Annotated in this window: 11 protein-coding genes and 1 riboswitch; of the genes, 3 read left to right on the forward strand and 8 right to left on the reverse strand. The window is 38.8% G+C overall.

The genetic code is table 11. From position 1 onward, the window contains the following. Window positions 1-256: 256 nt before the first annotated feature. The 6 genes from B494_RS0104975 to B494_RS0105000 form a co-directional block, all read right to left on the reverse strand. On the reverse strand, window positions 257-1,387 hold the full coding sequence (locus tag B494_RS0104975) for an alpha-hydroxy-acid oxidizing protein (RefSeq protein WP_017471270.1): 1,131 nt from the start codon (window positions 1,385-1,387) through the stop codon (window positions 257-259). A gap of 12 nt (window positions 1,388-1,399) precedes the next feature. Continuing rightward, window positions 1,400-1,999, reverse strand: a complete 600-nt coding sequence (locus tag B494_RS0104980; RefSeq protein WP_083855747.1) for a methionine ABC transporter permease — start codon at window positions 1,997-1,999, stop codon at window positions 1,400-1,402. 64 nt (window positions 2,000-2,063) lie between these two features. Next, a complete protein-coding gene (locus tag B494_RS0104985; RefSeq protein ID WP_017471272.1) occupies window positions 2,064-3,089 on the reverse strand; it encodes a methionine ABC transporter ATP-binding protein in 1,026 nt (341 codons plus the stop codon). Between the two features lie 35 nt (window positions 3,090-3,124). Then, entirely contained in the window at window positions 3,125-3,937 is an 813-nt protein-coding gene (locus B494_RS0104990) for a MetQ/NlpA family ABC transporter substrate-binding protein (RefSeq protein WP_017471273.1), read from the reverse strand. A gap of 253 nt (window positions 3,938-4,190) precedes the next feature. Beyond that, window positions 4,191-4,293: riboswitch (SAM riboswitch) on the reverse strand. Window positions 4,294-4,372: 79 nt separating this feature from the next. Further along, window positions 4,373-5,179: a carbon-nitrogen family hydrolase gene (locus tag B494_RS0104995; protein WP_017471274.1), complete on the reverse strand. Its 807-nt coding sequence runs from the start codon at window positions 5,177-5,179 to the stop codon at window positions 4,373-4,375. Beyond that, window positions 5,176-6,282, reverse strand: a complete 1,107-nt coding sequence (locus tag B494_RS0105000; protein ID WP_017471275.1) for an iron-containing alcohol dehydrogenase family protein — start codon at window positions 6,280-6,282, stop codon at window positions 5,176-5,178. The genes B494_RS0104995 and B494_RS0105000 overlap by 4 nt, the downstream gene beginning before the upstream one ends. A gap of 171 nt (window positions 6,283-6,453) precedes the next feature. Between B494_RS0105000 and B494_RS0105005 the strand changes: the two genes are divergently transcribed. Beyond that, the gene (locus B494_RS0105005) at window positions 6,454-7,632 is read left to right on the forward strand and encodes a pyridoxal phosphate-dependent aminotransferase (RefSeq protein WP_017471276.1); all 1,179 of its coding nucleotides are present in this window, start codon (window positions 6,454-6,456) and stop codon (window positions 7,630-7,632) included. Window positions 7,633-7,734: 102 nt separating this feature from the next. On the opposite strand, the gene B494_RS0105010 is transcribed toward B494_RS0105005, so the two are convergent. Then, window positions 7,735-9,516: a DUF4153 domain-containing protein gene (locus tag B494_RS0105010; protein ID WP_017471277.1), complete on the reverse strand. Its 1,782-nt coding sequence runs from the start codon at window positions 9,514-9,516 to the stop codon at window positions 7,735-7,737. Window positions 9,517-9,836: 320 nt separating this feature from the next. On the opposite strand from B494_RS0105010, the gene B494_RS0105015 reads away from it, so the two are divergent. Together B494_RS0105015 and B494_RS0105020 are read left to right on the forward strand one after the other, a co-directional pair. After that, window positions 9,837-10,019 (forward strand): H-type small acid-soluble spore protein, encoded by a 183-nt coding sequence (locus tag B494_RS0105015; protein WP_017471278.1) that lies wholly within the window; start codon window positions 9,837-9,839, stop codon window positions 10,017-10,019. Window positions 10,020-10,700: 681 nt separating this feature from the next. Next, complete coding sequence (locus B494_RS0105020; RefSeq protein WP_017471279.1) at window positions 10,701-11,600, forward strand: DUF1002 domain-containing protein; 900 nt, start codon at window positions 10,701-10,703, stop codon at window positions 11,598-11,600. Between the two features lie 92 nt (window positions 11,601-11,692). Here B494_RS0105020 and B494_RS20460 read toward each other — a convergent pair whose 3' ends face one another. Further along, window positions 11,693-11,920: an STAS domain-containing protein gene (locus B494_RS20460; protein WP_161603087.1), complete on the reverse strand. Its 228-nt coding sequence runs from the start codon at window positions 11,918-11,920 to the stop codon at window positions 11,693-11,695. Between the last annotated feature and the right edge of the window lie 456 nt (window positions 11,921-12,376).

The raw sequence follows: 12,376 nt of genomic DNA on the forward strand, positions 1-12,376 counted from the left end.
ACATTATTAATATCGACCTAAAGGCCTGAAACTTAATGATTATACTAAATATATTTTTATATCCGTAAAGTATACAAACAAAAATGTTTGGAATTGAATAAGCTTTTAGTTCCTCTTCACCTCTTTTATTGATACTTTCTAATTAACCGACATAGATAAGATTTAATACAAAAAAGCTCCCCCAGCAGGAGAGCAAATTTTTCAAAATCTGTACATTACTAAGAAAAACATATTAACATTGCAAGCATTGGCTACACTAGTTATATCCAAGCCATTTTATATAATCTCGATTTAATTGCGCTAGCGAATTAACACCAACAATGGCAAGACTGGTATCCAAGTCTTTAATAAGGTTGTTCAAAACTGCTGTCACACCACCTTGACCATCAACAAGTCCGTAAACATATGGTCGACCAAGCAATACCGCATGTGCTCCTAAAGCAAAAGCTTTCAAAATATCTGCCCCTCGTCTTATGCCACCATCGACAAGCACAGCGACTTTATCATCAACCGCCTCTACAATGGCAGGTAATGCTTCTAGTCCACTAATTACCCCGTCAAGTTGGCGACCACCATGGTTAGAAACAATAATACCATCGACACCTAATTCAGCAGCTTTCTTGGCATCATCCACATGTAAAATACCTTTTAAAATAATTGGTAAATCAGTGATCTCTTGTAACCATTTAATATTTTCCCAAGTTAAGTTCTGCTTAAATAAGATCGATCGAATAGATTGAATGATTTCTGTTTGGGATAATGAAAAATCGGGATTGTAACGTTGATTAAATACCGGATCCGTTACAAAATTAGCTATTCCTGCTCCTGTTTGCATAGGGAAATACTGATTCGTCATATCGACTTCGCGCCATCCTAAAAAAGGGGTGTCAACTGTAACCACTATACCATGGTAACCCGCCGCTTCCGCTCGCTTTATAAAACTTTCTGCAACAGCTTGATCATTGGGCCAGTATAATTGGAAATAATGCGGGCAATCACTCATAATATCAGAAATCTCTTCAATTGAAGCCGATGATACCGTACTGGCGATATAAGGAACACCTTGCTTTCGAGCAGCACGGGCCGACGCTTTCTCACCATCTGGGTGGACAATGGCTTGAAAGCCGACTGGTGCCATTAAAAAAGGGAATTGATGATGACGATCAAACAGGGAAACCGATAAGTCACGCTTTGACACATCTTTAAGTACTTTCGGTATCAGTGCCAAGCGTTCAAAAGCAAGATCATTTTGATCCAATGTTGTTTCAGCACCAGATCCGCTTTGAATATAGCCAAACGCACCCTGATCTAGCTGTTTTTGACATCGTAATTCCCAATCTTGATATGAAAATGGATAGTCTGTTGACAAACGATCAATACTCGTCACAATGCTCACCTTCTAATCTTTTTTCGCTCGAGCAGCTATTTGGTTGCCAAGTGTTTGAATCACTTGAATAATAATGATTAATATTACAATAGTTGCATACATAACAACAGGTTCATAGCGGAGATGACCAAAGCGATAAGCAACATCTCCTAAACCACCAGCACCCACAAGACCCGCCATTGCAGTAGCACCAATTAAACCAATGACAGCGATCGTAATCCCTAAAATAATTGATGGTTTAGCTTCACGTACCATTACATGCCAAATAATATCTCGCGTTCGAATGCCCATCGCTTCATAAGCCTCAATCACACCTTTATCCACTTCTAGCAAGGCAGACTCCATTAACCGCGCAATATATGGGGCAGTGAACACAACCAGTGGTACAATAACACCGCGCACGCCCATTGATGTCCCAACAATAAAACGTGTAAAAGGAAGCAATGTGAATAATAAAATAATGAAAGGTACAGATCGAATAATATTAATGATCACGTTTAAAAAACCAGAAAGATATTTATTATCTAAGCTTTTACCTGGACGCGTTAATACTAGTAAAATACCTAACGGTAAGCCAATTATGATTGATATAACCAAAGAAATGCTGACCATTTGAAAGGTTTCAATCGTTGATTCCCAGATCAAACCACCCCAACGATCGATAAACTCTAAAATTTCAATCACGTTTCTTCACCTCACTTACCTTAACGCCTTGTTCCTGCAGATAAGCTAAAGCCTTATCTGTCTCGCTTTTATCACCTTGGATATGTGCAGTTAATTTACCAAACGGTTGATTCTTTAGTTGAACAATGTTCCCTGATAAGATGTTTGATTGGATATCGAATTGTTTAGACACCATCGATAATGCCGGTTGATCAGCAGAGTGCCCGACAAACGTTAAATGGATAATAGGCCCTTGTTTTTCAAGGTCATCAATAATCGTTTCAGGAATATCACTAGGAAAAATGCTACTGACAAATTTCTCTGTCGTCTTATTTTTTGGTTGCGTATAAATATCGATAACTTTCCCCTGTTCAATCACTTGACCATTTTCCATAACAGCAACTTGATCACAAATCTTCTGAATCACATGCATTTCGTGAGTGATTAACAAGATCGTTATCCCAAATTCGCGGTTAATTTTAAGTAGTAAATCAAGAATGGCATCCGTTGTTTCAGGATCAAGTGCGCTTGTTGCCTCGTCACTTAATAGCACCTCAGGTTCATGAGATAACGCCCTTGCAATAGCCACACGCTGCTTCTGACCACCAGAAAGCTGATTAGGAAAAACATTTTTTTTATCAGCTAAACCAACAATATCCAAATATTTATCGACACGCGCCTTGATTTCACTTGACGATACCCCTGTCAATTTTAATGGAATCGCTATGTTGTCATAAACATTCGCTGTTTTCAAAAGGTTAAAGCCTTGAAAAATCATCCCAATATTTTGACGTGCTTGACGAAGCTGTTCTGTTGACATCGCCCCTAATTCGGCACCATTTATAATGACTTCGCCTGAGGTAGGACGCTCTAGATAATTGACACAGCGAACCAAGGTACTCTTCCCTGCCCCACTGTAGCCAATAACGCCATAGATCTCGCCTTTTTTAACATGAAGACTGACATCATCAAGTGCAAGCACATCTTCACTTTTCTTTTTTGATTTGAATGTCTTTGATAAATGTCTTAATTCAATCATCTCTATCTACCCCTTCGCCTCAAACATATCACTACTTACCAAGAAGTGACTACTGAACCCTCGAATGTTTCATCTACAAACTGCTTGATCTCCTCTGACTGATAAAGATCAATTAATTGCTGTACAACAGGATCATCTTGATTTTCTTCGCGAACCACAAGTAAGTTTACCCATGGTGAATCACTCGCTTCGATAAAGATAGAATCTTGAGTCGGTACATAGCCATGCTCAATTGCAAAATTTGTATTAATCGTCGCAGCAGCCAACTCTTCCAGCTGGCGAGGAATTTGTGATGCTTCTAGCTCTACAAAATTTAGATCTAATGGGTTCTCTATAATGTCTAATACCGTCGCTGAATTTCCAGCATCCTCATCTAAAGTAATAAGGCCCGCATCTTCGAATAACATTAAAGCACGTGCACCATTCGTTGGATCGTTTGGCAACCCTACGGAATCGCCTTCTTCTAATTCTGAAACATCAGAAATTGCTGTAGAGTAAATCCCCATTGGGAAATTTACCGTTGTTGCAACATCAACAAGATTATAACCACGATCTTCAATAAAATCATCTAAAAATGGCTGGTGTTGATAGCTATTTGCATCTAGCTCTCCTTCTTCCAGTGCTGTATTTGGCATAACATACTCTTGGAAAACTTCAACGTTAATCGTCAAACCTTCTTCTTCAGCTAATTCAGCTACTTTTTCCATAATTTGTTCATGCGGTCCTGCTGTAACCCCGACTGTTAACTCTTCCTCGGAAAGTGCTTCTCCCTCATCACTTCCCCCTCCACACGCTGCCAAAATAGTTAAAATAGTGATCAATCCTAACAAACTAAGAAACTTTTTCATATTAATTCCCCCTTGTTTTAATATAACGAATAGCTAAACATATTATTTCTCTTAACCCTTTTTGATATTCACTTACCACTAAAGTCCAAAATTTAAATACACAATAATTCGAAAATTTAGACTTTTGAAAAAAGAGCTACTTATCCTTTAGCGACTGTGCTGTCCCATTATGCATATTAAACGTTTCCCAACGTATAATAAAACCCCCTTCTTATCGACTTAAGAAGAGGGTTTAACTAGACAAAGTTAACTCTTCTTATCTTTCAAGCGATCGCTTGCTGGATTTGGCACAGTGACGATTAACGTCTGTTGCCGAGGCTTCAAAGGGCCAGTCCCTCCACCTCTCTGGATAAGAAAATGCTATTCGTTATTTATATTGTGTTTCTTACTTTACAATGGCTACGCACAGAAGTCAAACCTTTTTTTCAGATTCATCTATTTTTTTTCGTAACCAGCCAAATGTTGGTATAATTCAGTGCGACGATCTTGATAAACTGGAATTTCCTGACGAACACGATCAACTTCTTCCCATATGATGTTGGCGGTTAACGTCATCGCTTGATCACCTGCTTCTGCAATGATTTCTCCCCACGGGCCGATAAACATTGAATGACCACCAAACACATTTTTAGGATCAGCACCAACCCTGTTACAAGCGACAACATAACACTGATTTTCAATGGCTCGACTAACCAATAAAGTGCGCCAATGGTCAATCCTTGACGCCGGCCATTCAGCCACAACAAAGAGCACTTTCGCGCCATTTAACATATGGGCTCTGATCCATTCAGGAAAGCGGATATCATAACAAATGACAGCTGCTGCCTTTTGTTCATCAATCATAAACAGCCCATCTTGATCACCTTGTTGTAAAAATTTCTCCTCTTCCATTAATCGAAACAAATGGGCTTTATCATATTGCTTCACCCATTCACCTTGGCGATTAATGACAATCAAGGTATTATAGTAACCTGACTTTTTGGCATTTGCAATTGAGCCAGCAACAAAATACACCTGATATTGTTTTGCCAAATTAGCAAGAAACGCGATCGTTATTTCACCACCTGGTTCAGCAAGCTGATCAAAACGAGCTAAATCATAGCCCGTTGTCCACAGCTCAGGTAATACAAATAAATCAACCGCCGTTTCGGCTAAGGTCTGCTCGATTTGCTGCTTAACATATCGACGATTTGCCTCTGGGTCACCAAAAGCAATGTCCATTTGAATAATCGCTATTTTCACTCGATCACATCCTGTATTTGTTTACTCATTATCCATGTGTCTAGCTGTTTCATAGCATGAGCTACGGCTTCTTCTGTCGATCTTTCCATAAAATGAATCGATTCAGTCACTTTGGTTGCTGCTTTTGCTACTTGTTCAAAAACCAAATTTTGCTGATCAACAACCACCCCTAAATCTTTAAGACAAGTCGGAAGAGCTAACTGATGGTAATAAGGTAATAGTTTTTCAATTTCATCAAATCGGTTTTCCAAAGCTAATTGAACAAGAATCCCATAGGCCACCTTATCACCGTGCAACTTATCATGCGTTTCAGGTAATACGGTCAAACCATTATGAATTGAATGCGCACCAGCAATCCGTCCATATCGTTCACCAAATCCACCAACCATGCCACCAACCATTATAATCGTTTCTACCGTTTGAATAAATGATCGTGTGATTTTTTGTTCAGCATGGTCTTGTATTGCCTGCGCACCATGCTCAAGCAAAACATCATGGCAAAGCCGTGCAGCATGAGCAGCTACATTGACCGGAATCGGTTTATGCTCAAGTTGCTTGACGAGCACATCAGCCTCATACCATTTTGCTAGTGTATCACCAATGCCTGCTCGTAAAAATGGAGCCGGTGAATTCATAATCAATTCGGGTTCAATAGCAACCATAAATGCATTGCGCGAGAAAACTTCATAATCTGTAAATCTACCTTCTTGGTCATAAAATACACTCAATGGTGTCCATGGGGCACAATTTGATGCTAAAGTCGGTACAAGTAGGAAAGGCTGCTGTAAACAGTCAGCCGTTGCTTTAACCAAATCAATAATTTTCCCTCCACCGACACCAAGAATATAATCAACACCTGCTTCTAACGCCAAAGCAACGATTCGAGCGACCTCTTCCCTCGTGCATTCACCATGATATTGTGTAGCCACTAGCGGTAGATTTAACGATTGAATAAATGGAGCAGAAACTGTCCAAGACGCATTCCCATGAACAAGTAACCCTTTCTTCCAACCTTCGTTTATGACCAGCTGTTTCAACTCATTCAACGCACCTTTATGGCATCGATATAAATTAGGGGCACCTTGTACTTGAATCGCCTCCATCCCTTTCCCTCCTCACCAAATCAACTTCACTTCTTTTATTGGTGCAAATTATCCCACTCCACACCTATTGTGTCAAGATTCAAAATTATCTTAATTCGATCTTTACAAATTGATAGACATTGACTATGATTGTTTTTACAACTTTCAAGAAAGCAATGAGGTGTCTGATCAATGATTGAATTTCAACCTTCAACTGCATTACAACGATTACCAGAACAATTTTTCGCACAATTAGTACAGCGTGCACAAACGATGATCGATGCTGGACATGACGTTATTAATCTCGGCCAAGGAAATCCCGATTTACCCAGCCCACAGCGGATCGTCAATGCCTTACAAGCTGCTGCACCTAATCCGCTTTATCATAAATATTCACCGTTTCGCGGCCATACATTTTTAAAAGAGGCTGTCGCTCATTTTTATCTGCGTGAATACGGTGTTGAGCTTAATCCAGAAACAGAAGTGGCGGTTTTACCAGGATCAAAAACAGGCTTAGTAGAACTGAGTCAATGCTTACTCAATCCAGGTGATCTCGCACTTTTACCCGACCCAGGCTATCCTGATTATTTATCTGGTATTGCACTAGCACATGCTCATGCAGCAGCCATGCCATTATTAGCAGAAAATCAATTTTTACCGGATTTTACAGCAATAGCTAATGAGAAGCTCAACAAAGCAAAACTGATGTTCTTAAATTACCCAAACAATCCAACCGCAGCGGTCGCTACAGCCGAATTCTTCGCTGATACCGTCGCAGTAGCCAAAAAACATCAGATTTGTGTTTGTCATGACTTTGCCTATGCTTCGATTGGGTTCGACGGCGAAAAAGCTCGAAGTTTCTTACAAACTAAAGGGGCTAAAGATGTGGGCATTGAAATGTTCACCTTATCAAAAGCTTACAATATGGCAGGCTGGCGAGTTGGGTTTGCTGTAGGGAATGCCTCTGTTATTGAACAGCTTAATTTAATTCAAGACCACATGTATGTAAGTCTTTTTGGCGCTATTCAAGAAACAGCTGCGGAGGCTCTACTCGGTCCACAAGATGAAACACACGCATTAACAGCGATTTATCAAGAGCGACGTGATCGGTTTATCTCACTTTTAAACAAAGCCGGTTGGGACGTGACCGCACCTAAGGGCACATTCTTCTGCTGGTTAAAAGTACCTAGAGGTTTTAGTTCACAAGCATTCGCTGATTATTTATTAGAACACGCTCATGTAGTTGTTGCCCCAGGGAATGGCTTTGGAGCATATGGTGAAGGCTATGTTCGTGCAGGACTTGTTACACCCACTGAACGTTTAGTTGAAGCAGCTAGCCGCATTAACCAACTTCATTTGTTTGCTAAATAATTGACAGACAAAAAACAAGCGTACAAAAAGGTTAATTTACTAAAAAACGTAAATTAACCTTTTTATTCATTTAAGCTCGTTTTACCCTGTTTTCATTTTTGGTTATTTCAGATCTATAAGCAAAAAGAAATCAATTGTATAATTCGTTTGGTATAAATTTATCTCTTCTACAATCACACTTAATTCAGCTTGATCGTTCTCAATGGTGTAAACAGCCTCATCGATCGTTAATTGACGATTGCTCTGACCACCTGTTAAGAAATAATCTAACAATTCTTCTCCATCTAACGTAATTAGCTCTTGATTCTCGTTAAATAGTTTTATATCAAATGCATCACGATCACTATTGATCTCAAGTTGATAAGACGACAATGCTTGACCTGTTAGTGTGAATCGATCATTGTTGCTTGATTGCCCGTCAATGGATTGCTTTATTAGCCAATCACTCGCACTGACATCTATCATCTCACCCTCCCAATTCCGCAGATTAACTGATCGCGTCGAACGAAAGGGATTAAGATCCGTTTGGTAAGTGGGTTCAAATCCGAAAATATCTTCAAAACGATTAGCGACAAAAATATTACTCGGCAACCACTCTACCTCATCTAAATCATCCATCTCATCTAAATATTCGATCACTTCCGTTAGTTTAATCTGATCAGCTTCACTCACTTCGGCATTTGGCTCAACCTGACCATCATTCAACATATTATAAGACTCCAAAATACCTTTTACCAAGTTGATTTGGCTATATCTACTCACCGTAAAGGCATCAACAGGTGGTGTTACCGAAATAATTGAAATAACGATTAAGATAGGCGCTAACCAATTGGTTTTTTTGGAGGATAAAAAGGCATAGATGAAACCGGTGATTGTACCAAAGACACCAAATACAATGACATAATAACGACCATAAGTCATACCTGTTTCATTTATTTTCACAATTGATGCTACCGTTTGAAATAAGACAATAGGCAACAAGACTTTAGGGATAACAAGCCTGAAAAAATGACTCACATGATGGTCAACTTCACTCGCCAAAAGATAGATGACCAACACTGTTATCGTATACGAGATAAGCAATGGTTCCAATACATTTTCTGTAAACAGGGCAGATGTTAAATTGGATAGAATATAGATTAACAAAACAATAGTATAGACGACAACTAAAGGGATGAATACAAATAAGATCAACAGATCAAACTGCTTAGATTTGGCTGTCGCTCGACTTATCTCCTCATATCGTTTTTGCCGATCCGCCTCAGACATATCAGCGTCTTTATTTCCAATGTACAGCGGGATGAAGGTAAGGAAAAATACCGGACCAAATAACGTACCGACAACATTTAAGAGCTGAAACCATATCGTGAAAGACGTGTCAAACAACAATGCGTCAATAGCTAATAAAATGGTACTAATACCAATACTGATAATCAAGCAAAACAAAACGGTTGTAAAGAAAGCTTTAAAGACGACAAGAAAACTTTGACTAAACCTTAATTGACATTTAATTGAAGGTATCCAAATAAATGCTGTTATCAGGATAAGAATAAAGACATCGGTTTTCACCGAAAACGCAATTGCGTGGTCAACTTGACCACCTATCATTAGATGATAGACAAACATAACAACAAGTGCACTTCCCATTAAGAGCAAGCGCATTTTTAATGGTTTGAAAAAACGCTGATACAATTGCTCGGCTACTAAACTTAATAAAATACCAATCATTAATGTCGACTCATAATAAGACACATTATAATCTTGGTTAATCGTAAACATATTATTTATCGTTAAGGCCACAATCAGCAAAACCGTTAATGGGTAGCGTTCAATGGTTCCCACCATCCCCGCTAATTTCCCTTTTAAAAAAGATAGTAAACGCAAGATTAAACACCACTTTCTTAATATATTATTCTTAATAAAACGAACCTTCAATCAGTGGGTAGAGGCTACAGGATGTAGGCCATGCAGATGTTGCCACAGGCCGTGACGGTTTTAGCCTAAGAGCTTACCCGCCCATTGATTGTCAGCTGATTGAATCAAGACATTCCCGTCCGTTAACGCCCGCCTAAATAAGCTGCTCTACTCGCTATTTTGTCGGAGACGTTTTACAGACGGTTATCTGTGATAAACAGATAACGTTTAAAGACAAGATGTTTCGGTTAATAGTCTAATATACTACGCTAATCAAAGGAGGTACAAAATTGAATGTCATTCGAGCTAAAGAAATCAAAGATGATCCCGTTATGCAAGATGTTTACTATAACGGTAAGCCCATCTTCATTAATGATGTTAACGATGATACACAACAAGCAACGGTTCGTTATACGAAAGAAGCCGAAGATTTCTTTGTTGTCGATGTAACAAAATTAACTGAACAAAGATAAATCGATCTTCAATCGGTTGGGGCGTCCTTCTCCGACTACTTGGTCGTTGAGTGAATCAGGAGAACGTCCATTAGCTCCTGCCTAAATAGATGTGTTCTACACTCTATTTTGTGGCGGGCGTTTTACTGATGATCATCTGTGATAAGGCACTAATATCAAACCGTCCGCTTGAACCGATCACCGATCCTCCTTACCCTAATTAACACCATATGTTATCATACGTAACTAAACCGACCTCTCATTCGTCAATAATTATATATGAAGATTCGTTCATTTCAAATACTTGGTTTATAGTCTAAATGTACCCTTTTTGCAGGACAGAAATGACAAAATCGATTTTGACTAACCATTTACCCAGAAAACCTAGCTCCTATTGATTAAATAAAACGAAGCTCCAATCAGGCGTCGTATTCGTTCTTCCACACTACTTGGTAGTTGAGTAAATTAGGACATTAACGTCTGTTATCGCCCCCTAAATAGATGTAGCTCTGTTATTTATTTTGAGGTGGATGCTTTACAGACAAATTACCTATAATAAAAAATTCTATGTTATCTTCTATTTTTTATTGGAAAACATAGTTATATAGAAAAGTAAAAGCGGACAAGATGTTGCAGATGTTGTAAAATAGGAATAGGTTGGCGAAGAACTAAAAGATGTTTATTAAAAAGGAGATTATTCAAATGAGAAAATTAATAGCTACAAGTTGTATCACTTTACTTGCTGTCACTTTTTTTATATATACAAGTATCCCGATTGCATTGGCTGATGCCATTGAAGGGGAAACGATTGTGACATTAGGTGAAGATTTATCACAATCACAACGAGCGACAGTTTTAGAAGACATGGAAATAACTGATGAAGACGAAATAGAGATTATTTATGTCACTAATGAAGAAGAGCACAATTATTTAGGTGATTACATTCCGGCAAGCCAAATTGGTTCAAATGCTATTTCATCTGCAAGAATTACATTACGAAATGATAATACAGGCGTTGCGGTAACGACGAATAATATTAATTATATTACTGGCGCCATGTACACAAATGCTCTTGCCACAGCAGGTGTCAGTGGTGCAGAAATTTACGCTACAGCACCTTTCACCGTTTCAGGAACAGGTGCATTAACCGGCATCATGAAAGCATACGAAGCATCGACAGGGGAAACAATTGATGAAGAAGTTAAGCAAGCAGCAAACGAAGAAATGGTCGTTACCGCTGAGCTAGCTGAAGATGAAGACATCGATGAAGACGAAGCGGTTGATTTTATGAACCAAATAAAAGAGCGTATTGAACAGGAAAACCCACAGTCTGCTGAAGATGTGCGTGATCTGATCTCACGCTTGGCTGACGAGCTCGGTATTAGCTTAAGTCAAGACCAGCTTGAGCAATTGGTTTCGCTGTTCAATAACCTACGTAATTTGAATATTGATTGGGGTAAAGTAACAGATACGATCGATGCTACACGCGACTGGATTAGTGATTTCGCAGAGAGTGAAGAGGGACAAAATGTTATCCAGAGCATTATCGGCTTTTTCCAATCTATTTGGGAATGGTTCCTATCTGTTTTCTCTAACAATTAATCAGAGCGACGTGCTACATTTGGATTAAAGCTATAATAAAAAAGAAACGCTGAATTCAGCGTTTCTTTTTTATATTGTTAATCCTACTCCTTTTAATCAATGTGCTGAATCGCTCGATATAGGCTGGAAAATGTATCAATTGATGTAAACTGTACATCTCGTTGAACAAGCTTTTTAGCAAGGTCTGGACGTATACCGCACAGAATCGCTTTAATTCCAATAACCTTTAAGGCTTGATACACTTTGATAAGTACATTAGCAACCATTGTGTCCACCACTGGGACACCAGAAAGATCTAGCATGAGATATGACAACTTCATAGAGCGCCCTTGTATCAATGCTGTGTCCATAAGTTGATCGGATTAATTGGACTTTGAAATCAATGGGAATGAGCGAATGATTTTGCTTAGACGCATGCATGAATAGGTTGGATATATTTGCAAATTCAAAACTGTGCGTCCAAATCTTCTTTGATAATAGATAACTAACCTTTGTTAGTTCATTGATATCCATTGTTTTAACCAGCTCCAAACGGGGTAATGATAATACGAAACTTTAATCAGCGGACGGTTTCATCCCTCGCCTACTGATTATGAGTTCGATGAATCAGGCGATTAGTGTCCGTTAACTCACACCTAAACAGAAATTCTAACCTCTACTTTGTTGTCGGTGTTCTACGGACGATTATCTGTAATAAATGCTCATTATGAAAATATTTATCGCTTTATCCCTTTATAAACCAAGTAAGCTATATTATTGTTACAAAATGTTTACTA

Source organism: Amphibacillus jilinensis Y1 (assembly GCF_000306965.1).
Taxonomy (GTDB): Bacteria; Bacillota; Bacilli; order Bacillales; family Amphibacillaceae; genus Amphibacillus_C; species Amphibacillus_C jilinensis.

Excerpts from the sequence above, each read along its gene's own strand:
- B494_RS0104980 (WP_083855747.1), bottom strand. The coding sequence starts at position 1,999 with ATGGTCAGCATTTCTTTGGTTATATCAATCATAATTGGCTTACCGTTA.
- B494_RS0104985 (WP_017471272.1), bottom strand. The coding sequence starts at position 3,089 with ATGATTGAATTAAGACATTTATCAAAGACATTCAAATCAAAAAAGAAA.
- B494_RS0104990 (WP_017471273.1), bottom strand. The coding sequence starts at position 3,937 with ATGAAAAAGTTTCTTAGTTTGTTAGGATTGATCACTATTTTAACTATT.
- B494_RS0105000 (WP_017471275.1), bottom strand. The coding sequence starts at position 6,282 with ATGGAGGCGATTCAAGTACAAGGTGCCCCTAATTTATATCGATGCCAT.
- B494_RS0105005 (WP_017471276.1), top strand. The coding sequence starts at position 6,454 with ATGATTGAATTTCAACCTTCAACTGCATTACAACGATTACCAGAACAA.
- B494_RS0105020 (WP_017471279.1), top strand. The coding sequence starts at position 10,701 with ATGAGAAAATTAATAGCTACAAGTTGTATCACTTTACTTGCTGTCACT.
- B494_RS20460 (WP_161603087.1), bottom strand. The coding sequence starts at position 11,920 with ATGAAGTTGTCATATCTCATGCTAGATCTTTCTGGTGTCCCAGTGGTG.